Below are 23059 nucleotides of genomic sequence, written 5' to 3'. Positions count from 1 at the left end.
ACATGACGCAGAGTGTGTCCCGGGAGTCGGTGCGATCGCCGCTCATCGGGCTGGTCTTCGACGCGTCGAATCCCTTTGAGGCCGACCTCGTCGACGCCGTCTACGCCGCCGCCGACGCGCGTGTCGATGCCGAATCCGCAGCGGGACAGTCACACCCGCGCTACCGTATCGCCTCGAGCATCCACGGCCGGGCACGCAACCGGGCCCGCGCGATCGCCGATCTCGTCGACGTCGACTGCGACGCGCTCATCGTCGTCGGCGCCACCCACGACGACGCCCTTGACCTGCCGCTGCCCACCGTCATCATCGGCGAACGGATCGCCGATCTGCCCGCATTGACCGTCGGCACCGACGAATGGCAGGGTGCCCACCTGGCCGTCCAGCATCTGATCGATCTGGGGCACACCGCCATCACCCACATCGGTGGCGGCGACCATCCGTGCGCGGCCGAACGGCAGCGCGGGTACATCGGGGCGATGACCGCCGCCGGATTGCAGCAGTACTGTCAGATCCTGCGGGGTGACTACACCGAGGAGGCCGGCGCGCGGGTCGCCCGCGAACTCCTCGATCGATTGCCGCGGCCGACCGCGGTGTTCCTCGCCAACGACCGGATGGCCTTCGGCTTCATCGATGTCATGCGAGCCCACGGGGTCTCGGTGCCCGCCGAGATGTCGGTGGTCGGTTACGACGACGGTCATCTGGCCGGCGTCGATGGCGTCGACCTCACCACGATCCGGCAGGACATCGGAGGTCTGGCGGCCGCGGCGATCGATGCGGTCGGTCGAGTGCTGACCGATGATTCCGTCGAACCCGGCGGATGCGGCTTTCTGGGTGACGTGGCACTCGAACCCGAGTTGATCGTTCGGGCGACCACCGCGGCGCCCAAGCGTCGTCGGCGGCCGCCGCGCGAACGCGACGAACCGCGCTTCCGGTGGGGCCTGATGGTCGAGCACCTCGACGACACCGTCATGAATGCCCTCGCCGACCCCGCTCTGGTCAGCGGCTCCATCGAGGTCGTCGCGAGTGCGTCGACCATGAACGCCTGGCAGATCGCCGACCGGCTCGGCATCCTCGCCAGCTACGGGCTGTACGGGGATCTGCTCGACGACCCCGACATCGATGCGGTGCTCATCGCACTTGATGACGACCTCGCCGACGAGTGGGCGCTCCGCTCCGCGACGGCCGGCAAGCAGGTACGTCGCATCATGTCATCCACCGACCGCCCGGCCGCTCTCCCGTAGCTGAAAGGTATTCCGTGACATACTCTCTGCCCGCCGCACGCACACCCGATGCGCGTTCGGCGCCGGTGATGCGCTGGGGGATCCTGGGCCCCGGCTGGATCGCATCCCGATTCGTCGCGGCACTGCACAAGCACACCGATCAGCGGGTGACGGCTGTCGGTTCCCGCTCGGCGGCGCGCGCCGAGGAGTTCGCGCGGCAGTTCGACATTCCCGCGTCGCACGGCGCCTACGCGGACCTGCTCGCCGACCCGAGCGTGGACATCGTCTACGTGTGTACGCCGCACACCGAACATCTGGCGGGTGCCCTGGCGGCGCTCGACGCCGGTAAGCATGTGCTGGTGGAGAAGCCGCTGGGTATCAACGCCGATCAGGCCCGCACCGTCGCCGCGCGATCCGCGGAGACCGGGCTCTTCGCCGGTGAGGCGATGTGGACTCGATTCCTGCCGAAATTCGATGTCCTGCAACAGGTCCTCGACGCCGGAATCCTCGGGGAGATCCGGACCGTGATGGCCGACCACGGCGAGTTCTTCACCACCGACCACCGCATCTACGATCCGAGCCTGGCCGGCGGGCCGATGCTCGACCTCGGGTCGTACCCGGTCGCCTTCGGACAGTGGGTGCTGGGTCGGCCATCGGAGATCACAGCGCTCGGTACACCCGCGAATGACGTTCTCAACGGTCAGGTCTCGGCGCTACTGCGGTCGACCACAGGCGGGCACACACTGCTCAACACGACCATCATGTCCGATACCCCGACGACGGCGGCGATCTGCGGCGTCGACGCCGAGGTGATCATCCCCGGACCCTTCTATCAACCGGGACCGTTCGAGATCCGCCTCCGCGACGGCGCGGTGCTCTCCTACGACGAGGAGCACGGCTCACATGAGGACGGGCTGCACTACTCGGCGGTCGACGCCGCGCGCCGAATCGGTCTCGGTGCCAACGAATCCGAGGTCCATCCACTGGCCGACGCGGTGGCTGCACTCGAGACGATGGATGCCATCCGCGCGCAGATCGGCATCGTGTTCCCCGGGGAGGCCGTCGCATGACGGTCCGGGTCGGGATCATCGGAACCGGCATCATGGGTGCCGACCACGCCGAGAACCTGCACCGTAACGTCAGCGGTGCCGCGGTGACCGCGGTCGCCGACGTGAACTCCGACGCCGCGCGCCGGGTGGCCGCCGCGGTCGGGGGAGCGCGGGTGTTCGGCGACGCCACCGCGCTCATCGTCGACGACGCCGTGGATGCCATCGTCATCGCCTCACATGACTCCACCCACGCGGAACTGACCCTGGCGGCTCTCGACGCCGGGAAACCGGTGCTGTGCGAGAAGCCGCTGGCGCCCACCTCGGTGGAATCCCGCGAGGTGTGCGAGGCCGAGATTCGAGGCGGGCAGCGGCTGATCAGCGTCGGATTCATGCGGCGCCACGATCCGTCCTACGTCGATCTTCGTCGGGTCGTGAGGTCCGGGGATCTCGGCGAGATCCTCGTCGCGCACTGCGTCAGCCGCACCGTGTCGGCCGATCCGCGCGGTGACTCGGCGTCGACCATCACGAACGCGGCCATCCACGAACTCGATGTGATGCCGTGGCTGCTCGGCTCCCCGATCGTCGAGGTGAGTTGGCATGCGGGACGGTCGAGCCGCAACGCCGGACGCCGAGTCGACCCGCAGATCATGCTGTTGCGCACCGCATCCGACGTGCTGATCACCGTGGAGGTCTTCGTCAACGCGGGCTACGGCTATGACACGCGCTGCGAGGTGGTCGGCGAGGACGGCGCCGCGGCACTGACCTTGCCCGCCGCGGTGGTGATCGATCGGGCCCGGACGCGATCAGTCGGCTACCCGGCCGACTGGCGCCCCCGCTACGCCGACGCCTACCGACATGAGTTGTCCGAGTGGATCAGTGCCATCGCGGACGGCCGACCGCCGACGCTGGCCACCGCCGCCGACGGGCTCCGCGCCGCGGTCGTGGCCGACGCACTCATCGAATCGATGAACAATGGTGGCAAGGCCGTCCGGGTCGGCCACGACGTCGCCGAGGTCCCCGCGTAACCCTGATTGCGTTGACAGCGCTCTCTCTGACGTTGACAGCGCTTTGCTTGTAGCCGACTGTGCTCGCTGGGCGCTGTCAACGGAATACGGAGCGCTGTCAACGTAATTCGGAGCGCTGTCAACGGCGCTCGGTTAGTCGTACGCGCCCGGGATGGTCTGATCCCAGTCGATCACCGAACCGGTGACCACGCCGCTGCGATCGGACAGCAGGAACACCACGAAATCGGCGATCTCGTCGGGCTGGCCTAGCTTGCCCATCGGCACCGATCCATTGGCCTCCTCGATCCACGAGTCATCCGCACCGTGAAAGCGCTTCTGCACCTGCGCCTCTCCCTCGGTCTCTGTCCAGCCGATGTTGAGCCCGTTGATGCGAATCCGATCCCAGCGGTGGGCGTGCGCGGCGTTGCGGGTCAGGCCGATGAGGCCGGCCTTCGACGCCACATAGGGTGCGAGGTACGGCTGACCACCGTGCGCGGACATCGTGATGATGTTGACGATCGTGCCCGGGGCGCCGCGGTCGGTCATGTCGCGGACCGCGGCCGCCATCGTGAAGAACCGGGCACGGAGATTGACCGCGACGTGTTGTTCGAAGAGCTCCGGCGTGGTGTCGAGAAGTGTTCCACGACTGGTGGTTCCCGCGGCATTGACCAGGCAGTCGATCCGGCCGAACTCGGCGACGGTGGCGGTGACGGAATCGGTGGCCCCCTGCGGGTCACTCAGATCGGACTCGATGAATCGGACGGGGCACTCGGTGAATTCGTCGGCGAGGCGCTTGCCCTTCTCGGCGTTGCGGCCGCTGAAGGCGACACGCGCGCCGGCTGCGGCGGCGGTGCGCACGATCTGCGCGCCGAGGCCCTGCGTTCCGCCGCTGACGAGCACCACCTTGTCGGTGAGGAGTTGGGCACGGGCAAGCGACAGATCGGCGGTCATGGCAGGGGTCCTCTCTGGTGAACCGGGTCACAGAAAGATAATCATGATGTCAGGACAAAGTCGAGTCCTGGGCAGGACCCGTCGTGGCTCGCACGACCAGTTCGGGTGTGAGCGTGGCGGTCGACCGCTCGGTGCGATCTCGGTCGAGACGTTCGATGACGGCGGCGATCGCACGGTCGGCCTGTTCGGCAGGGCGTTGCGAGACGGTGGTGAGCGCGACGTTGCCGAGTCGTGCCAGCGGACTGTCGTCGTAGCCGGTGATCGAGACCTGCTCCGGCACCGCGACTCCCGCGGAGCGGAGCACGTCGAGGGCCCCGACCGCCAGTAGGTCGTTGGCACACACGACGGCCGTCGGCAGGTCTCCGGCGAGCAGCGAGTGTCCGGCCGTCATGCCCGCGGCCTCGGTGAAGCCGTCGGATTCGATGACCGACCCGGAGTGTGCGAGATCGTAGGACCGTAGCGCGCGCAGAAAGCCGGCGCGACGGTCGGCGGCGATCGCGCCCGACCCGCCCGACACGTGGACGATCCGGCGATGCCCCAGTCGGTAGAGATGGTCGACCACCTGCGCGATGCCCTGCGCATCATCGGTGCGCACGGCATCGACGTCCGGACCGCCGACGCGACGGCCCACCGCGACGGTCGGTACGCGTGTGGCCAACTCGCCGATCTGGGCGTCGGGCAGTTCGGTGCCGATGAGCAGCATTGCCTCGCAACGGAAATCGAGAAGTGTGTCGACGACGCGATTCTCGCCGTGCGTCGGGGTGACCGCACCGAGCACGATCTCGTATCCGGCGGCATCGGCCGCGCGGACCAACTGCTCGACGAGTTCGGCGTGAAAGCTGTTGCGGATCTGGGCGACCGCGCCGATCAGGTGCGTGCGCCGCGCGGTCATCAGTGCCGCGGTGCGATTGACCCGGTACCCGAGTTCGTCGGCGGCGGCCATGACCGCGGCCCGGGTGTCGTCGCCGACCCCGGGCGCCTGCCGGAACACCAATGAGACGGTCGCCTTGGAGACGCCGACGTGATCGGCGACATCGGCCATCGTGACGCGCCCGCGAGTGGCCATCGGCGGTCGTTCTCCTTCTTCGGTGCGGCGTGGGTGTTGACAGCGGCGGGTGACCGCCGTCATAGTATCGTACTATACCGGTCTACTAAACCGGTCTAGCGCGCTCGACGTGCGCATTCACATCGCCTCTTGCACTTCAAGGAGAAACCATGAGCCAGGATCCCGTTGGCGTCGCCGTCATCGGCGGCGGCATGGCCGGCCGCGCGCACGCGGCCGGCTACCGGATGGCGTCGACGCTGTTCGACGTCGATCGCCCCGACGTGCGTCTGGTGGCCATCGCCGACGCCAACCCCGCCGTCGCCGACGAAACCGCCCGACGCTACGGCTATGAACGCGCCGAATACGACTGGCGGGCGCTCGCGGATGCGCCGGACGTCCACGCGGTGAGCGTCGTCGTCGCCAATCACCTGCACCGGGAGATGGTGGAGGGCCTACTTGCCGCGGGTAAGCATGTCCTGTGCGAGAAGCCGCTCGCCGCGTCACTCGCCGACGCCGAGGCCATGGTGACCGCAGCCGAGGATGCGCCGGATTCGGTTGCCGCCGTGGGCTACACGTACCGTCGCTCACCGGCGGTGGAACAGATCCGCCGCGAAGTGGCCGCACAGACCATCGGCGCGCCGATCCATTTCAACGGCCACTACTGGTGCGACTACGGACTCGACCCGACCTCGCCGATCACCTGGCGCCACCGTGGCGGACCGGGGACCGGTGCGCTCGCCGACGTGGGTAGCCACCTGCTCGATCTCTCGGAATTCATCTTCGGGCCGATCGTGGAGGTGTCCGGAGCGGTTTTCCACACCGTGATCACCGAGCGACCGATCCCGCTGGGCACCACCTACGGTCACACCAAGGGCGCCGTAAGCGACGAGAACGCACCGGTCGAGAACGACGACATCGCCACCTTCACGGCCACTTTCGCCAATGGCGCCGTCGGCACCTTCTCGGCTTCGCGGGTCGCGCACAACCTGCCCGACGGCCTGGGCTTCGAGGCCTTCGGCACCGAGGGATCGGTGTCCTGGGACCTCTCCCGGCCGGCCGAGTTCCAGATCTCCCTGGCCGGCGACAACCCGGCGCTCGGCGGCTCCCGGCGCGTCATCATCGGACCCGACCATCCCTACATCCGAGGTGGGCTGCCGATGGACGCCGGCGGCGTCGGCCACGGCAAGGCGGAGTTCTTCGCCTACCAGGCGCGCGCCTTCCTCGACCAGATCGCCGGGATCGATGCCCTCGGCCCGCTGCCCGGCTTCGACACCGGGGTCCACAGCATGCGGGTCGCCGCCGCCATCGCCGGCTCCGCCGCCGCGGCCGGCGCCACCGTCAAGATCGTCTGACCCGTATTCACCTGCACCACAATCCATCCGAAAGAGGCATCATCATGAAACTCGGTGTGTACACCGCCATCCTGCATGACCGTTCCCTGCCCGAGACGCTGGAGGTCATCGGCTCACTCGGCCTGACCGGCGCGGAGATCAACGCCGGCGGTTTCCTGGGTACCCCGCACCTCCCGGTGGCCGAACTGCTGTCCGGGGAGGTGAGTGTCCGTGACTACCTCTCGACCTTCGACGGCACCGGCGTGTCCCTGGCCGGCCTGAACTGCAACGGCAATCCGCTGCATCCGGACCCGGAGGTGGGCCCCGAGGACGCCGACGACCTGCGTAACGCGATCCGGGTGGCCGGGCTGCTCGGCGTCGACCGCGTGGTCACCATGTCCGGACTGCCTCATGCGCATCCGGGTGGCCAGTGGCCGGCCTGGCACGTCAATACCTGGGATTCGGGCTACCTCGATTCGCTCGACTACCAGTGGGATGAGGTGGCCCTGCCGTTCTGGGCCGAGATCGATGCGCTCGCCCGCGAGAACGGCGTCACCGTCGCCATCGAGATGCATCCGCAGAATCTGGTGTTCAATCCGCCGACGATGAAGCGGCTCGTCGACCGGCTCGGCGCCACCAACATCGGTGCCGAGATGGATCCGTCGCATCTGTTCTGGCAGGGCATCGATCCGGTGGCCGCCATCGAATGGCTCGGCCCGCTGGTCGTCCATGCCGCAGCCAAGGACACCCGGATCAACGACAACTGCTCGATCTACGGCGTCCTCGACGAGCGGTTCACCCGAATCCCGCTGTCGGAGAACCCGACCGGACTCGGCGGCAAGCATGTGGTCAACAAGTGGCCGGAGGACTCCGCCTGGGACTTCGTCGCCGTCGGCCGCGGTCACGACATCGGATTCTGGACGCGATTCCTCGCGGCACTGGCGGCCGTCGACCCGAACATGGCCGTCAACATCGAGCACGAGGACGTCTCCCTCGGCCAGATCGACGGACTGCGTGAGGCCGCCCAGACCCTGCGTGCCGCCGACTCGGCGTTGGTGAGCTGACAATCTGACACACGGACAACTGCAGCGCGGCCTGAATTCTCGGGTCGCGCTGCAGTTCTCTGTCGGTGCCCACCCAACACTCGACCCGCGGCGGATACGAACGCGGTGTGACGAGCGGCTGGTGTCGATATACGGCGCGAGTGACCTGTGTGGCCGCATCTATATCTGCTGTGATGGCCGGCGGCGTTCAACTCCGGGTTCGGTTGTGGGAATCCGGTTGGAGAGTGAAGGCGTACTCGTCACGCAATCCGAAAAGCGCGATTCCCGCACCGGTATCCGGTGCGGGAATCGCGCGTGTTCGGGTGATGTCTTGGCTGCTCAGATGAGTTCCCTGATCCGTCGGCTCGGGTAAATACGGCCGGTGGACACCTCGTCCTCGACCTCCTCGAGGGTCTTGCCGCGGGTCTCGGGGGCCTGGGTGATGACGAACAGCAGCGCGATGATGCCGATGCCACCGAACATGAAGAACGTGCCGGTGATGCCGGTCGCCTCGACCAGGGTCGGGAAGAACAGTCCCAGAAGGGCATTGGTGATCCACAGGCAGAACACCGAGATGCCGATGGCCAGACCACGGATGTGCAGCGGGAAGATCTCCGACAGCAGGACCCAGGTGGCCACGTTGAGGAAGGTCTGCATCGATCCGACGAAGATCACCACGAGAGTCAAGATCACCCACGGACGGGCGGGATTGCCCTCGGGCAACGCCAGCGATGCGATGCCGATGAGGAAGTGGCAGGTGGTGGTGAGGCTGTAGCCGATGATGAGGGTGGTGCGCCGATTGATCTTCTGCGCCAGCCAGAGTGCGGTGATCGAGCCGACGACCGCGATGACGCCGGGGGCGATGTTGGCGATGAGTGCGGCGTTGCTGGCGAATCCGGCGTCCTTCAGGACGGACTGGCCGTAGTACATGATCGAGTTGATGCCGGTGAGTTGTTGGGCCACACCGATTCCGATGCCCACCAGCACGATGCGCCGAATCCATTTGTTGTCGCGCAACGCCGTCCAGCTGCCGTGGATCGCGGTCTCCTCCATCTCGCGGAGTTCTTCGACCATGTCGACCTCGGCCCGGGCGCGCTGCTGCGAACGAATGGTGGCGAGAACGTCGTAGGCCTCCTCGCGGCGGTTCTGGGCGATCAGCCAGCGCGGTGACTCGGGTACGCGGACCATGCCGACCATCAGGCAGATCGCCGGGAGGGCGGCGACGGCGAGCATGATGCGCCAGACCCCATCCTCCTCGCCCCAGATGTTGCCGATGATGGCGTTGACGATGAAGGCCGCGAGCTGACCGACGACGATCATCACCTCGTTGCGGCCGGCGAGGGAGCCGCGGATCTCATACGGCGCGAGTTCGGCGAGGTAGACCGGGACGACGGTCGACGCGGCGCCGACGGCCAGTCCGAGCACCACACGTCCGACCACCATGACACCGAATCCCGGAGCGAACACGCAGATGAGGGTTCCGGCGAGGAAGAGGACCGCCAGGCCCATGATCGACTTGCGGCGGCCGATGGCATCCGACAGCCGACCGCCGATCAGCGCACCGAACGCGGCGCCGAACAGCAGGGAGCTGGTGACCACACCCTCGGTGAAGGCGGTGAGGCCGAGGTCGGTCTTCATCGGCTCCAGTGCGCCGTTGATGACACCGGTGTCGTAGCCGAAGAGCAAACCGCCCAGCGTGGCGATCAGGGCCACGGCATGAAGACGCCGCCGGAACGGTCCCGTTCCCAGCGGCGGCAGAGTCGACTGATCGTGTTTCAGACCCGGATGGTCATCGGTGGTGGACATGGTGCTCCTTGCCTTGGGTTACATCTTCCACTGTCAGTGATGACAGTCACAAGAGGATCGTAACCCAGTTTGTGCAAATGTCCTAACAAATAGTCGTCAATGGATCTCCGATCGGTGACTCAGCGCGGCATCAACCCGGCGGCACGATAGGCGGCATCGATGAACTCCATGGTGGCGACGGCATCGTCCGGCCCGATCGGCAGCGATTCGCCGGACCGCAATGCGGTGGCAAGTGCCTCGAGCTGAAAGGTGTAGGTCGCGCGGGTACTGACGTGCTCGACGTGCTCGGTGCCGTCTCTGATGATGGTCAGGCGGTCGTCGCGCTTCGGCGAGAGGTAGTCGTGCAGGATCAATTCACCGGTGTCGCCGACGATCCGACACCGGAAGGTGTAGTCGGCGTCGACCATCGACGTGGTCGTGGCGCCGGTTGCCCCGGACGGATACCGCACGTCGATCGTCGCCGATTCGTCGACCTGGCCGTCGCGGACCACGGCCGATGCCGCGGTGATCACCGGCTCACCCCCGGCGAACTCGCCCAGATGCCGAAACACATGGACGCTGTAGCAGCCCAGATCCATCAGCGAACCGCCGGCAAGATCGTAGGACCATCGCGGATCCGTCGGAGCCGGCTCGGGCATGCCCATCACGACCTCCACGCGCCGGAGATCGCCGATTATGCCGTCACCCAGCAGTTCCCGAGTGCGCGCCATCAACGGATGGAACAGGTAGTGGAACCCCTCGAGTATCGGAACGCTGGCCCCGCGGGCGGCATCGGCCACCTCGCGGGCCTCGGAGGCATTGCGGGCGAACGGTTTCTCGGTCAGCACCGGTTTGCCGGCCCGGATCGCAGACAGATTCCACGGCGCGTGAAGCGAATTGGCGAGCGGGTTGTAGATCATGTCGACGTCGGGGGCCGCAATCACCTCGTCATAGGTGTCGACGACCCGCTCAACGCCGTACGTCGCGGCGAAGTCCTCGGCGCGACGCCGGTCCCGGGCGGCGACCACGACCAGTCGATGGCCGAGTTCGCGTGCGGGGCCGACGATCGCGTTCTCGGCGATCCGGGAGGCGCCGAGGACGCCGATCCGCAACGGTTCGTCAACCGAACGTGTGCGGCTCATACGTAGATCTCTCCGCGGGCCACGCGGCGCAGATACGACATGGAGACCGCGACATCGGCAGCGGCCGCGTCGGCGGCGGCCTCGTCGGCGAGAATCGTATCCTGTTCGAGGACAAACCATCCCTGGTACCCGGCGTCGGTGAGCGCGCCCACCACCTGGGAGATGCGGGCCCGGCCCGCGCCGAGCGGGACGTACATACCGGCGGCGACGGCCTCGGTGTAGGTGAGTTCGCCACGCTGTACTTGTTCCGCGAGGTCGAGACGAACGTCTTTGAGATGCGCGTGCCGGATGCGGTCGGTGAAGGCTGCGGTGATCTCGAGTGGATCGGATCCGCCGATGAGCAGGTGACCGGTGTCCAGGCACAACCCGATCGATGAGTTCTCCAGCACTCGATACACCTCCTCGCGATTCTCGATCAGCGTGCCGACATGCGGATGCAATGCTGCCACTACACCTCTGCGCGCAGCCATCCGGTCGAGGCGATCGAGGTTGGCCAGCAGAGTGGACCATTGCGCATCGTCGAGATCGGGCCGTGCGTCGTAACCGTCGACACCGGTGGCGGCAGCGAGTACGACGACGTCACCCCCGGAGATCTCGAGTCTGTCGAGAACCTCGGAGACCTCCGGTTCCGGATCGTGGTCGGCATCGTGCAGGACCACGGGCACAAAGGAACCCACACAGGTCAGCTCGAACGACGCGAGGGTGTCGCGCAGTTCCTGTGGGGCAGAGGGCAGGAAGCCCTCCGGGCCGGTTTCGGCGGCGGTCACGCCGAGTTCGCGCATCTCTCCCAGGACCCGATCCCGGTGAACCTGGTAGCCCCAGTCGGGCACCTCGCATACACCCCAGGAGATGGGGGCGGCGGCGATACGGAGGCCGGTCGTGGTGCTCATGCGGTGTGCCGCCGATCGAGTTCGGCGAGTTCGCGGGAGAAGCGCTCCGCGTCGAAACCGCCGGCGAGGGCACGATGGACCAGTTCGGCCTGGGTTTCGCCGGCCAGCCCCGACAGTGGCTGGTCGAGGTCGAGGTTGCTGGGGAAGGCGTATCCCTCCGCGGCGGCGGCGATGACGTGGTCGACGCCGGACTGGTCGCCGGAGGCCGCCAGGTCGAGCAGCGACGGATACAGCGATCGCAGCATCGCCGACCGGTCGACGGCATCCATCGCGCGCCCGAACGCCGACGACACCTGGAGCAGATTCGCCATGCGCTTGATGTCGGTGGAGGTGTTGTGGCCGGCGGCATGGAACAGTGCGGGATTGAAGAACACCCCGTCGCCGGCACGGAGCGGAATCTGGATGTGGTGGGCGGCAAAGTAATCGCGGAACTCGGGCAGGTTGAACGCGATGTATCCCTGTTCGTATCGCTGTGAGTACGGCAGGTACGTCGTGGGACCCGACTCGAGCGGCATGTCGACGTGGGCGACCGCACCCTGCAGGGTCAGCGCCGGCGACAACCGGTGGATGTGCGCGCGGAACTGTGCGGCCGTGTCGGTCGACATGAAACCCAGGTGGTAGTCGCGATGCGGATTCTGTGCGGCGCCACCGGGATTGACGACGTTGATGGCCGAGGTCACCTGATACATCGGGCCCAGCCACGCCTCGCAGATCAACGCGAGGATGTCGTTGGCGTAGTACCGAGTGAAGGTCTCCGGGTTGCGGATGGCGAGTTTCTGCAGGGCATTCCAGATGCGGTCGTTGGCTCCGGGTGCGGCGAAATGGTCGCCGAAACTGCGGCCGGCGGCGTGCTGTTCGTCGATGATGTCGGAGAAGATCCGGGTGGATTCGCCCAGTCCGTGCCGCTCGTCGAATGCGCCCGCGAACACGACGATGCCGGGCCCGGTCAGCAGCGCTCGTGCCAACTCGTCGCCGACCCTGATGCGGACGGCCGGATCGGCGATCTGTGACCGCAGGGCAGCCGCGTCGTAGACGAGGACGTTGTGGTCGACCGATGTCGCGTACGGGTAGTCGGCGAGATCGGTCTCGGCGTCGATGGCGGTGACGAAGTCGTCGATGCGGCATTCGTCGAGCCCGAAGCGGTCGGCGCGGTGAGTCGAGGTGCGCTCGCCGGAGGGGTTGTGCACGGTCATGGGGTGTGCGCTCCTGTCCATAAAAGGAGGGATCGATGGGGAATCCCTTGCCACAACCCTGGCAAGATCCTAATGTCCTAACAAGGGCAGATCTCCATCAAAAATACCTCAGGAGTGGGCCATGCCACATCGCTATTCGGTGCGCGACATCGCCAGGCAGGCGGGCGTGAGTGAGGCAACGGTCGACCGCGTGCTGCACGGGCGATCCGGCGTGCGTGAAGCCACCGGCCGTCAGGTCGAGCAGGCCATCGCCGACCTCGACCGGCAGCGCACCCAACTCCGGCTTTCCGGTCGGCAGTTCATGATCGACCTGGTGATGGAGACCCCGCAACGGTTCTCGTCCATGGTGCGCACCGCGTTGGAGCTCGAGATGCCGAGCCTACGACCGGCGACCTTCCGGGCGCGCTACCACTGCCACGAGCGGTGGGAGGTCGAGGCGATCGTCGCCGAACTCGACGCGATCGCGCGCCACGGTAGCCACGCGGTCATCCTCAAGGCGCCGGACGCACCCGAGGTCGCGGCCGCGATCGGCAGGTTGAGCGCCGCCCGCATTCCGGTGATCACGCTGGTGAGCGATGTGCCGATGAGTACAAGGATCGGCTATGTGGGTATGGACAATCGGGCGGCCGGCGCGACCGCGGCCTACCTGATGTCGCAGTGGCTGCGGCACGTCGATGCCGACGTCCTCGTGATGACCAGCAGCGCGGAGTTCCGGGGCGAAGAGGAGCGGGAGATGGGTTTTCGTGCCGCGATGCGCCGTGACGATCCGCACCGGCACGTCACCTATGTCTCCGGCTCCGACGGTCTGGACGTGACCAGCCGGAGGCTGACCACCACGGCGCTGGAACACAATTCGCGGATCGCGGCCGTTTATTCGATCGGTGGCGGGAACAAGGGAATCGTCACGGCGCTCTCCGCCGCGGACCAGACATGCCAGGTGTTCCTCGGCCACGACCTCGGGCCGTCGAATCGCGATCTGTTGCGTAGCGGGCATCTCACCGCGGTGCTGCATCATGACCTCGCGCGGACATGCGACAGGTCGCCCAGACGGTGATGAGTCACCATGGTGCGGTGCCCGGGGAGTATCGACCGCGCGCGTCGGAGATCCAGGTGATCACGCCGTTCAACATGCCGCCGGAATGAACCGAGGCCAATGTTTGGTTGTTATGACATACTGTGAGGCATGACACAGGCCACCCAGCTGCAGGTGGATCTCGACCGTTCGACCCCGGTGCCGCTCTACCATCAGCTCGCCCAGGCCATCGAGTCGGCGATCATCAACGGCGAATTGACCCCCGGCGACCGGCTCGAGAACGAACTCGATCTCGCCAAGCGACTCAAGCTCTCCCGGCCCACGATCCGGCAGGCGATCCAGGAACTCGTCGACAAGGGTGTGGTGGTCCGCAAGCGGGGAGTCGGCACCCAGGTGGTGCAGAGTCCGGTCAATCGCTCGGTCGAGCTGACCAGCCTCTTCGACGACCTGAGTTCCGCCGGGATGCATCCGGCGACGCAGTTGCTGGAGTATCGCCGATCGGTACCCGACGACGCCCTGCGCACCGAACTCGGCCTCGACGCCGACGCGGAGGCCGTGACGATCCGGCGCCTGCGCAGCGCCGGCGGTGAACCGCTTGCGGTGATGACCAATCATCTGCCCGCCGACATCTGCCCTCCCCCGGGCGACCTCGAGGACGGGGGCCTCTACAAAGGGCTCCGGGCCAACGGTGTGCACATTCGGCTGGCGCGTCAGGTCATCGGTGCCAAGGCGGCCGACGCCGACGAGTCGGCCCTCCTCGGCGTCGACGAGGGTGCGCCGCTACTCACCATGCAGCGCACCGCATTCGACGATGCGGGCAAAGTAGTCGAGGTCGGCCGGCACGCCTATCGCGCGGACCGGTACTTCTTCGAGACCACTGTCGTCGACCGCTGACCTCACCCGGTGGGGGCATCGGGCGCCGCGTCGTCGCCGGTGCCGGAGTCTTTGTTGCCGCCACTTCCGCTGACCGCGATCAGTAAGTGCCGCACCGCCATTGCCCGCCGATATGAGGGACCGGTCAACTCGTCGAGAGCGCATTCCGGGTCGGCGGGCGGGCCGACATGGGTACAGCCCCGCGGGCAGCGTTCGATCGCCTCGTGCAGGTCGTCGAAGGCATCGATGATGTCGTCGGGTTCGACGTGGGCCAACCCGAAGGACCGGATACCCGGAGTGTCGACCACCCAGGACCGTCTGCCGTCCGGATCGGCGGCCGACGCGGGGAGCGGCAGGGCCACCGACTGCGTCGACGTGTGCCGTCCCTTGCCGACCCCGGAGACCACACCGGTGGCGCGATCCGCGTCCGGCACCAGGCGATTGACGAGGGTGGACTTGCCCACCCCGGAGTGTCCGATGAAGGCGGCGAGGTGCCCGCGCAGGATGGCGAGGAGGTCGTCGAGGGCGTCGTCACGCCCGGCACGCACGATCGGCAGATCGAGGCCGTCGAAGGCCGCCACGAACTCTGTCGGGTCGGCGAGGTCGGATTTGGTCAGGCACAGCACCGGTTCCAGCCCACCGACGTAGGCGGCGGCCAGGGCGCGTTCGACGAAGCCGGTGCGGGGTGGAGGATCGGCCATGGCGGTGACGATCAGCAGGCGGTCGGCGTTGGCCACCACGATGCGTTCGTAGGGATCGGTGTCATCGGCGGTGCGGCGCAACACTGTTCGACGGTCGGTCACCTTGACGATGCGGGCCAGGGTGTCGGGTTTTCCGGAGAGGTCGCCGACCACCGACACGTCGTCACCGACCACCACCGGTGTCCGGCCCATCTCGCGGGCGCGCATCGCCACGACGATGCGGTCCGGGTCGCCGCCGAGGGCGCAGCCCCAGCGGCCGCGGTCCACGGAGACGATCATCGCCGATTCGGCGTCGTCGTGGGCGGGGCGTGTCTTGGTGCGCGGCCGTGAACCCTTGCCCGGTCGGATCCGGACGTCGGATTCGTCGTAACTCGCCGCGCGGCGACTCACGGACGGCCGATCATCTTCTGCCACATGCCCGGAAAGTCCGGCAGCGTCTTTGCGGTGGTCTCGATGTCGTCGACGGTGACCGCCGGTACCCGCAGCCCGATGATGGCCCCAGCGGTGGCCATCCGATGGTCGGCGTAGGACTCCCAGCGCCCGCCATGGAGTTCCGCCGGTCGGATGATCAGGCCGTCGTCGATCTCGGTGACATCGCCACCGAGGCGGCCGATCTCGGTGGCCAGTGCGGCGAGCCGGTCGGTCTCGTGTCCGCGCAGATGCGCGATCCCGGTGAGACGTGATTCGCCCTCGGCCAGCGCCGCGAGGGCGGCGACGGTCGGGGTCAGCTCGCCGACCTCACGCAGATCCCGGGTGATCCCGGTCAGCCGTTGCGGCCCACGCACGGTCAGCGTCCCGTCGAGAAGTTCGACGGTGCAACCCATCTCGGCGAGGATGTCGGCGATCTGCGCGCCCGGCTGGGTGGTCACCGCCGGCCAACGTTGCACGCCCACCCGGCCGCCGGTGGCCGCGGCGGCGGCGAGAAACGCTGCCGCATTGGACAAGTCGGGTTCCACGATCCAATCGACCGCGCGGATCGTCGACGGTGCGATCCGCCAGACGTCGGGTTCGCTGACGTCCACGGTGACCCCGGCGGTCTCGAGCATCGCGATGGTCATCTCGATATGCGGCATGGACGGTACCGGGGGACCGACGTGCCGGATGGTGAGGCCGTCGGTGAACCGCGCGCCGGTCAACAGCAGACCGGAGACGAACTGCGACGTCCCGGACGCATCGATGGTGACCTCGCCGCCGCGTGCGGACCCGGTTCCGTTGACGGTGAACGGCAACGAGTCGCCGTCGACGTCGACTCCGAGATCACGCAGCGCGTCGAGGATCGTGGACAGGGGGCGCTGGCGTGCCTGTGCGTCACCGTCGAAGTCGACCCGCCCGGTGGCCAGCGCCGCGACCGGGGGCAGGAATCGCATCACCGTTCCGGCGAGCCCGCAGTACACGTCGGTGCCGTGCATGTCGCGGGGTTCGATGGACACCGTGGTCGGGTCGGCGGCGTCGACGCGGATGCCGACACCGAGCCCGGTGAGCGCGGCGAGCATCAGGTTGGTGTCACGGCTGCGGAGGGTGCCGGTGATCGTCGACGGCCCGTCGGCGAGGGCGGCGAGCAGCAACGCACGATTGGTGATCGACTTCGAGCCGGGCAACTCGACGATGGCGTCCACCGATCCGCCGACGGTGGGCGCGGTCCACGTGCTCATGCGGTCCAGTCTGTCATGGGGCGCCGACACGACCGGGAGCGACGGTCACCGGTTGTCGAGCCGCAGGGGATGGCTCGCGGGGACCTCGACGACGATCAGCAACCGCCCGTCGGGGTCGCGGACGTGCATCTCGATCAGACCCCACGGCTCGGTCACCGGTTCACGCTCGATGTCGACGTGCGCGGCCCGCAACTCACGTTCGGTCGCGACGGCATCGCGCACCTGCAGCCAGAGTGCTCCGGACGGTTCGACGCCCGAGCTGATGTCCGAACTCATGTGGCCGGGGATCTCGATGAGTCCGTTGCCCGCATGAAAGACCATGCCGCCGGGGTACTCGCGCGCCACCGAGAGCCGGAGTTGATGTCGATAGAAGTGCTGCAGCTTCTCCGGATCAGCCGAACGCAGCAACACGCGGCTGGTGAGGACCTCCATGTCTAGAGTGTCTACACCGCTACCGGCGGGTCGGACATGACTCGGCCCGGCGCGTCGCACCGGTCGTGGTGTTCGACGCGCCGGGCCGGGCGGTCACTGGCCTTCGGTGGTCCCGTCACTCCCGCCGAGGGCATGGCCCCGGTTCAGGTCGTTACCGTGGCGGGCCGCCTCGTAGATGGCCCGTTCGCGGGCGATGCGGTCGGTCTCGCCGATCGGCGTGGCGTCACCGAAGGCGAACGCCGATTCGTGTGGGGTGTCATGCGGGATGTCGGGATCGTCGACGGCGGGGTCGAGTTCTTCGGGCTGTGGGCTGGGGGGCATGGGTCAAGTTTACGGCCGCAATCGCCTCGGCACCGGCGGTACCGGCGCCGAGGCACACTCCTAGTCGACGGTCATCGATCCCTCACCACGACTGGAGAATTTCCCGTCGGTGACGCCGTCCCAGCGGTCCAGCACAGCCGTCGCGGTCGGATCGCCCTGGCTCCTGATCCACTCGCACAGTTCCTTGGGTGCCGACGGGTTGGTGACGATGAATCGGTGCAGTCCGGGATCGTGTTCGGCGAGGACCTTGAGGGTCTCCGGCGGGGTGTTCGGGTCGGCGGCGGCCAGTGCGTCGCGCGGGTCGAACGCGCCCCCACGCGGTGCGTCGGAGCCGGACAGTCCCTCGGCCTCGGCGACGTCGATCTCGCCGGTGTTGTGGTAGTCGACCGGGTCGGGGGAGGTGCTGCGCCAGTTGAGCAGCAGGTTCAGCACGATCGCGGTGATCGCGCCGGCGGAGATCCCGGAGTGGAAGATCGTCTGGAACCAGTCGGGGAACTGGTGATACAGGTCGAGGGAGACGTTGACCGGCGCATCACTGAGGGTGCGGTCGGTGTAGTACAGCTTGGCCTCGGTGAGCATCGCGACGCCGACGGAGATGGCGACGACCAGGATGTTGGTGTTGTTGAACTTGACCTTGGTCAGGGTCCGGACACCGCTGGCGGCGACCATGCCGAACAATGCCACGCCCGCGCCGCCGAGGACCGGTTGCGGGATGCCCTCGATGATCGCGGCCATCTTCGGCAGCAGACCGAGGATCACCAGGATGACGCCGGCGCACGTCGCGACGTGGCGTGTCTTGACCCCGGTGATGGCGACGAGCCCGACATTCTGGGCGAACGCGGTGTACGGGAAGGTGTTGAAGATGCCGCCGAGGACGGTGCCGACACCGTCGGCGCGCATGCCGTCGGCGAGTTTCTGCGGGGTGATCTTCTTGTCGACGATCTCGCCGACGGCGACGATGTCACCGGTGGTCTCGGTCATGATCACCAGAGCGACGATGATCATCGCGATGATCGAGCTGACGTTGAAGGTGGGCAGGCCGAAGTAGAACGGCTCGGGGATCGCCACCCAGGAGGCCGAACCGACGTTGCTCCAGTCGGTCATCCCGAACGGGATGGAGATCAGGGTGCCGATCACCAGGCCGACGAGCACCGAGACGCGCTTGATCGTCGCCGGGGCGAAGCGCTCCAGCAGGATGATGATCAGCAGCGTCAGGAAGCCGAAACCGATGGCCTTGGGTGCGCCGAAGTCCTCACCCTGGGCGGTGCCGCCGCCGAACCAGCCGGCCGCGACGCGCATCAGCGAGACGCCGATGATCAGGATGATGGTTCCGGTGACCAGTGGTGGGAAGAATCTGATGAGCTTCCCGACGATCGGGGCCACCAGGATCATGAAGAGGCCACAGGCGATCACCGAACCGTAGATGGCGGTGATGCCGTGCCCGAGGCCGATGGTGATCATCGGTCCGACCGCGGCGAAGGTGACACCCTGCATCAGCGGCAGCCGCACGCCGAAACGCCAGAACCCGACCGCCTGCAGCAGCGTGGCGATACCGGCGACGAAGAGGTCGGCGGTGATCAGATGCACCATCTCGTCGGATTGCATCTGTCCCGCGCTGATCATCGCGCCACCGACGATCAACGGCACCGCGACGGCACCGGCGTACATTGCCAGGACGTGCTGCAGGCCGAGGGGGAAGAGCTTGGCGAACGGGGGGATGTCGTCGACCGGATGGTCGGTGCTGCGCCCGTGCTTGATGGTGTCGAGAACTGACATTCCCCATGTCTACGAGGGCGAGATTTCCGATTTGACGCGCTCGTGTGTCGAATGTGTTTCCGGCAGAATATATCCGCATGGCGCCTCGAACCTCCCAGCTCAGTTCGGGGCTGCTGATGTACCGGCGGTCCGGCACCGGGATCGAGATCCTCATCGCCCATCCCGGCGGACCGTTATGGGCACGCAAGGACGACGGCGCGTGGTCGATCCCCAAGGGCCTCGTCGACGAGGGTGAGGATCTTCTGGCCGCCGCCCGACGCGAATTCGCCGAGGAGATCGGGCAACCCGCTCCTGAGGGCGAGGTCCTTGATCTCGGCGTGGTCCGGCTCAAGAGCGGTAAACGGGTCGTCGCCTTCGCCGTCGAGGGTGATCTCGATGTGTCGATGGTGGCGAGCAACACCTTCGAGATGGTCTGGCCGCCGCGGTCGGGGCGGGTGCAGAAGTTTCCGGAAGTCGATCGGGCGCAATGGGTTTCGACTGCGGATGCGGCTATCAAGCTCAACCCTGCCCAGGTGGCGTTCGTCGATCGTCTGCGCGGCCTGATCGAGGTCTGAATCCGCGCCGGATCCGATGGTGTCGCGGGCGCCGTTCCGTGCTGTTCGGTCTGCCCGTCCGCGTGGTCATTCCGTGTCGTGACGCGTCGGTTCACGCCTGCAGGTGCCTGACATAGGTCCGTCATCAGTTCCCAGAGTGTACAAATAGCACGTTTTCGTCTAGACAACGAATCAATCACCATCTATTGTCATGTTCATTCGTGATGCACAACACACCAGGAGGTAAATCGATGAGCATCGACGACTCGACGTCGACGAGCGCGCCCACGCTCGAGTGGCGAGACAAGAAGCGGTATCTGTGGTTGATGGGGCTGATCCCGCCCACGGCGCTGTTCCTCGCGGCCGGCCTGGTCGCCGGATTCACCGCGATCGGCTGGGACGTGGCCGCGCCGGTGTGGTGGTGGATCGGACCGATCCTCATCTACGGACTGTTGCCGATTCTCGACATCTTCTTCGGTCCCGACGGGGAGAATCCGCCGGATGAGTTGATGGAGCAACTGGAGAACGACAAGTACTACCGGTACTGCACCTACGCGTTCATCCCGTTTCAGTTCGCCAGCCTGATCTTCGCCTGCTACCTGTGGACGGCATCGGATCTGTCCTGGCTCGGGATCGACGGCGGCCTCGGCCTGGTCTCGAAAACCGGTGTGGCACTGACCATTGGCGTCATGGGTGGCATCGGGATCAACACCGCGCACGAGATGGGACACAAGAAGGACGAGCTCGAGCGTTGGTTCTCCAAGATCACGCTCGCCCAGACCGCCTACGGCCACTTCTACATCGAGCACAACCGCGGACATCACGTTCGGGTGGCCACGCCCGAGGACCCGGCGAGTTCACGATTCGGGGAGTCCTTCTGGATGTTCCTGCCGCGCAGCATCTTCGGCAGCCTTCGGTCGGCATGGGAGTTGGAGGCCACACGCATGCGGCGCCTTGAGCGGCCCGTCTGGCACCACAGCAACGACGTGCTCAATGCCTGGGCGATGACGATCGTGCTGTGGGGTGTCCTTACCGCGATCTTCGGCTGGCAGGTCCTGCCGTTCGCGGTTATCCAGGCGGTCTACGGATTCTGCCTGCTCGAGTCCGTCAACTATCTCGAACACTACGGACTGCTGCGGCAGAAGACCCCGAGCGGTCGCTACGAACGCTGCGCGCCCCGGCACAGCTGGAACTCCGATCACATCTGCACCAACATCTTCCTGTATCACCTGCAGCGACACAGTGATCACCACGCCAACCCCACCCGGCGTTATCAGACACTGCGGTCCTTCGACGAGGCGCCGAGCCTGCCGAGCGGCTATGCCAGCATGATCGGCCTCACCTACTTTCCGCCGTTGTGGCGGCGGGTGATGGATCACCGCGTCCTCGACCACTACGACGGCGATATCAGCAGGGTGAATCTGCACCCGCGCAAGGCGGACAGGATCGCGGCCCGGCACGGGGCATCCGCCGCGAACGGCGGGGGGCTCACCCGATGAGCGCGTACCGATGCCCCATCTGCGACTACATCTACGACGAGACGATCGGCGCTCCGCGCGAGGGCTTTCCGGCCGGCACCACGTGGGACGGCGTCCCCGACGACTGGGCCTGCCCCGACTGCGGCGTCCGCGAAAAGGTCGACTTCGAGCCCGTCCGCGCCGCGGTGTGAGCGATCGCCCGCCCCTCATTCCTCAACTCACTCCAGGAGAACGATCATGAACTTCAAGCTGTTCCGTTGCGTCCAATGCGGTTTCGAATATGACGAGGCACTCGGCTGGCCCGACGACGGGATCGCGCCGGGCACTCGCTGGGACGACATCCCCGACGATTGGAGTTGTCCGGACTGCGGCGCCGCCAAATCCGACTTCGAGATGATCGAGGTGGCTCGGCCGTGACGGGTGGTGTCGTCATCGTCGGTACCGGGATCGCCGGGATGACGGCGGCCCAGACATTGCGGGACAACGGGTTCGGTGGTCCGGTGACGGTGATCGGAAGCGAACCCGAGGATCCCTACCGGCGCACCGCACTGTCCAAGGATCTCTTGCGCGCGGATCTGTCGGCAGATCGGATCAGGCTGCGGCCGTCGGCGTTCTGGACCGAGAAGAATATCGAGGTGTGCTGTGGGGTGATGGCCTCCGACCTCGACACCGCCGGCCGGCTGATCGGACTGTCCGACGGACGGACGCTGCCCTACGATGCGCTCATCCTGGCTACCGGCGGTCGCGCCGCCAGCGCGGAACCGATGGCCGGGGTGCCGACGCTGCGTACCCGGTCCGACGCGCAGCGAATCCGGGAGTCGATCGCGGACACCGGGCGTGTGTCGGTCGTCGGCGGTGGGCTCATCGGCCTCGAGATCGCCGCATCCGCGGCGGCCGCCGGATACCCGGTCGATGTCGTCGAGCGCGCCCATCGTGTCATGGAACGCGTTGTACCCGAGATCGTTTCCGAGGTGATTGCCGAGCTGCACAGCGAGCGGGGGGTGGTGCTGAGATGCGGCGCCCGGGTGGCTTCGGCCGACGCTGCCGGACTCACCCTGAGCGGTGGTGCGCGACTCGACGGTCCGGTGGTGGCGGCGCTGGGACTGCGCCCGGATGTCACGCTGGCCGTTGCCGCGGGGATCGAGGTGGCTGCGGCGGGAATCCACACCGACGACCACCTGCGCACCAGCGCCGACGGCGTCTACGCCGCAGGCGATGTGGCCGCGCCGCCGCACCCGCGTACGGGGCGGCCCGCCCGCACCGAGAACTGGATGTCGGCCACCAAGCAGGGCATGGCGGCCGCGCTGAGCGTGTCCGCCGATCTCGCCGGAGGGTCGGCGCCGGCCTACCGCGAGGTCCCGCTCGCCTGGACGATTCACTACGGAGTCAACTTCCAGATCGCCGGGTGGCCCGCCTCGGGGACGCGGTATGAGATCGACGGCTCGCTCGCCGAACGTGATGCGGTGGTGCGGTGCTTTGACGACCGACAACTCGTCGGCGCGGTGGCGATCGGGCGGCCGCGAGCGGGTCGTACGGCGCGCGAGGAGATCACCGCCGAGCTGACCCGGCTGACGGTATGAGAGCCCCGACCCCGGCGAGGCGGGCGG

Annotated in this window: 22 protein-coding genes and 1 pseudogene; 12 read left to right on the top strand and 11 right to left on the bottom strand. The window is 67.1% G+C overall.

What is annotated here, in order from left to right; all coding sequences use genetic code 11:
* The first annotated feature begins 2 nt into the window (after window positions 1–2).
* The 3 genes from ACWETB_RS11665 to ACWETB_RS11655 are packed head-to-tail and all read left to right on the top strand — an operon-like array spanning window position 3 to window position 3294.
* Entirely contained in the window at window positions 3–1241 is a 1239-nt protein-coding gene (locus tag ACWETB_RS11665) for a substrate-binding domain-containing protein (RefSeq protein WP_452211240.1), read from the top strand.
* 14 nt (window positions 1242–1255) lie between these two features.
* Window positions 1256–2290 (top strand): Gfo/Idh/MocA family protein, encoded by a 1035-nt coding sequence (locus ACWETB_RS11660; RefSeq protein ID WP_452211238.1) that lies wholly within the window; start codon window positions 1256–1258, stop codon window positions 2288–2290.
* Window positions 2287–3294 carry a Gfo/Idh/MocA family oxidoreductase gene (locus ACWETB_RS11655; RefSeq protein WP_348804450.1) on the top strand — a complete coding sequence of 336 codons (1008 nt, stop codon included), beginning with the start codon at window positions 2287–2289 and terminating at the stop codon, window positions 3292–3294. Before ACWETB_RS11660 ends, ACWETB_RS11655 begins: the two co-directional genes overlap by 4 nt.
* Before the next feature lie 132 nt (window positions 3295–3426).
* On the opposite strand, the gene ACWETB_RS11650 is transcribed toward ACWETB_RS11655, so the two are convergent.
* Window positions 3427–4224, bottom strand: a complete 798-nt coding sequence (locus tag ACWETB_RS11650) for an SDR family oxidoreductase (RefSeq protein ID WP_348809250.1) — start codon at window positions 4222–4224, stop codon at window positions 3427–3429.
* A gap of 49 nt (window positions 4225–4273) precedes the next feature.
* Window positions 4274–5290, bottom strand: a complete 1017-nt coding sequence (locus ACWETB_RS11645; protein WP_348804448.1) for a LacI family DNA-binding transcriptional regulator — start codon at window positions 5288–5290, stop codon at window positions 4274–4276.
* Window positions 5291–5439: 149 nt separating this feature from the next.
* Here ACWETB_RS11645 and ACWETB_RS11640 point away from each other — a divergent pair, with 149 nt between their 5' ends.
* Together ACWETB_RS11640 and ACWETB_RS11635 are read left to right on the top strand one after the other, a co-directional pair.
* Complete coding sequence (locus ACWETB_RS11640) at window positions 5440–6621, top strand: Gfo/Idh/MocA family protein (RefSeq protein WP_348804447.1); 1182 nt, start codon at window positions 5440–5442, stop codon at window positions 6619–6621.
* Between the two features lie 44 nt (window positions 6622–6665).
* Window positions 6666–7664, top strand: coding sequence for a sugar phosphate isomerase/epimerase family protein (locus ACWETB_RS11635; protein ID WP_348804446.1), 999 nt, complete (start codon window positions 6666–6668; stop codon window positions 7662–7664).
* 318 nt (window positions 7665–7982) lie between these two features.
* On the opposite strand, the gene ACWETB_RS11630 is transcribed toward ACWETB_RS11635, so the two are convergent.
* The 4 genes from ACWETB_RS11630 to ACWETB_RS11615 form a co-directional block, all read right to left on the bottom strand.
* Window positions 7983–9449: a sugar porter family MFS transporter gene (locus ACWETB_RS11630; RefSeq protein ID WP_452211235.1), complete on the bottom strand. Its 1467-nt coding sequence runs from the start codon at window positions 9447–9449 to the stop codon at window positions 7983–7985.
* Window positions 9450–9568: 119 nt separating this feature from the next.
* Window positions 9569–10570 carry a Gfo/Idh/MocA family protein gene (locus tag ACWETB_RS11625; protein ID WP_452211233.1) on the bottom strand — a complete coding sequence of 334 codons (1002 nt, stop codon included), beginning with the start codon at window positions 10568–10570 and terminating at the stop codon, window positions 9569–9571.
* Window positions 10567–11460 carry a sugar phosphate isomerase/epimerase family protein gene (locus tag ACWETB_RS11620; RefSeq protein WP_452211231.1) on the bottom strand — a complete coding sequence of 298 codons (894 nt, stop codon included), beginning with the start codon at window positions 11458–11460 and terminating at the stop codon, window positions 10567–10569. Before ACWETB_RS11620 ends, ACWETB_RS11625 begins: the two co-directional genes overlap by 4 nt.
* On the bottom strand, window positions 11457–12653 hold the full coding sequence (locus tag ACWETB_RS11615; protein WP_348804442.1) for a phytanoyl-CoA dioxygenase family protein: 1197 nt from the start codon (window positions 12651–12653) through the stop codon (window positions 11457–11459). Before ACWETB_RS11615 ends, ACWETB_RS11620 begins: the two co-directional genes overlap by 4 nt.
* Before the next feature lie 121 nt (window positions 12654–12774).
* Between ACWETB_RS11615 and ACWETB_RS11610 the strand changes: the two are divergent.
* Window positions 12775–13796, top strand: a pseudogene (locus ACWETB_RS11610) (LacI family DNA-binding transcriptional regulator).
* Between the two features lie 40 nt (window positions 13797–13836).
* Window positions 13837–14580: a GntR family transcriptional regulator gene (locus ACWETB_RS11605; protein ID WP_449743261.1), complete on the top strand. Its 744-nt coding sequence runs from the start codon at window positions 13837–13839 to the stop codon at window positions 14578–14580.
* 2 nt (window positions 14581–14582) lie between these two features.
* Here the strand turns inward: ACWETB_RS11605 and rsgA are convergent, their stop codons facing one another.
* The 5 genes from rsgA to ACWETB_RS11580 all read right to left on the bottom strand — a co-directional run bounded on the left by rsgA (window position 14583) and on the right by ACWETB_RS11580 (window position 19441).
* Window positions 14583–15650, bottom strand: a complete 1068-nt coding sequence (rsgA, locus tag ACWETB_RS11600; protein ID WP_449743260.1) for a ribosome small subunit-dependent GTPase A — start codon at window positions 15648–15650, stop codon at window positions 14583–14585.
* Window positions 15647–16912 (bottom strand): 3-phosphoshikimate 1-carboxyvinyltransferase, encoded by a 1266-nt coding sequence (gene aroA / locus ACWETB_RS11595; protein WP_452211228.1) that lies wholly within the window; start codon window positions 16910–16912, stop codon window positions 15647–15649. The genes rsgA and aroA overlap by 4 nt, the downstream gene beginning before the upstream one ends.
* Window positions 16913–16957: 45 nt before the next feature.
* The gene (locus ACWETB_RS11590; RefSeq protein ID WP_348804437.1) at window positions 16958–17344 is read right to left on the bottom strand and encodes a VOC family protein; all 387 of its coding nucleotides are present in this window, start codon (window positions 17342–17344) and stop codon (window positions 16958–16960) included.
* A 93-nt stretch (window positions 17345–17437) separates the two neighbouring features.
* The gene (locus tag ACWETB_RS11585) at window positions 17438–17665 is read right to left on the bottom strand and encodes a hypothetical protein (protein ID WP_348804436.1); all 228 of its coding nucleotides are present in this window, start codon (window positions 17663–17665) and stop codon (window positions 17438–17440) included.
* A 60-nt stretch (window positions 17666–17725) separates the two neighbouring features.
* Window positions 17726–19441 carry a nucleobase:cation symporter-2 family protein gene (locus tag ACWETB_RS11580; RefSeq protein WP_449743258.1) on the bottom strand — a complete coding sequence of 572 codons (1716 nt, stop codon included), beginning with the start codon at window positions 19439–19441 and terminating at the stop codon, window positions 17726–17728.
* A gap of 77 nt (window positions 19442–19518) precedes the next feature.
* Here ACWETB_RS11580 and ACWETB_RS11575 point away from each other — a divergent pair, with 77 nt between their 5' ends.
* The 5 genes from ACWETB_RS11575 to ACWETB_RS11555 all read left to right on the top strand — a co-directional run bounded on the left by ACWETB_RS11575 (window position 19519) and on the right by ACWETB_RS11555 (window position 23032).
* On the top strand, window positions 19519–19995 hold the full coding sequence (locus tag ACWETB_RS11575; protein WP_452211226.1) for an NUDIX domain-containing protein: 477 nt from the start codon (window positions 19519–19521) through the stop codon (window positions 19993–19995).
* Window positions 19996–20225: 230 nt separating this feature from the next.
* Window positions 20226–21473 carry an alkane 1-monooxygenase gene (locus tag ACWETB_RS11570; protein ID WP_449743256.1) on the top strand — a complete coding sequence of 416 codons (1248 nt, stop codon included), beginning with the start codon at window positions 20226–20228 and terminating at the stop codon, window positions 21471–21473.
* Window positions 21470–21643 carry a rubredoxin gene (locus ACWETB_RS11565; protein ID WP_449743255.1) on the top strand — a complete coding sequence of 58 codons (174 nt, stop codon included), beginning with the start codon at window positions 21470–21472 and terminating at the stop codon, window positions 21641–21643. The genes ACWETB_RS11570 and ACWETB_RS11565 overlap by 4 nt, the downstream gene beginning before the upstream one ends.
* Window positions 21644–21686: 43 nt before the next feature.
* Window positions 21687–21869, top strand: coding sequence for a rubredoxin (locus tag ACWETB_RS11560; protein ID WP_348804577.1), 183 nt, complete (start codon window positions 21687–21689; stop codon window positions 21867–21869).
* A complete protein-coding gene (locus ACWETB_RS11555) occupies window positions 21866–23032 on the top strand; it encodes an NAD(P)/FAD-dependent oxidoreductase (protein WP_452211223.1) in 1167 nt (388 codons plus the stop codon). The genes ACWETB_RS11560 and ACWETB_RS11555 overlap by 4 nt, the downstream gene beginning before the upstream one ends.
* The last annotated feature ends 27 nt before the right edge of the window (window positions 23033–23059 follow it).

It is taken from the genome of Gordonia sp. NPDC003950 (assembly GCF_053605205.1).
Note: the sequence above shows the minus strand (reverse complement) of the source record. Positions and strands in the feature narration are given on the sequence as shown.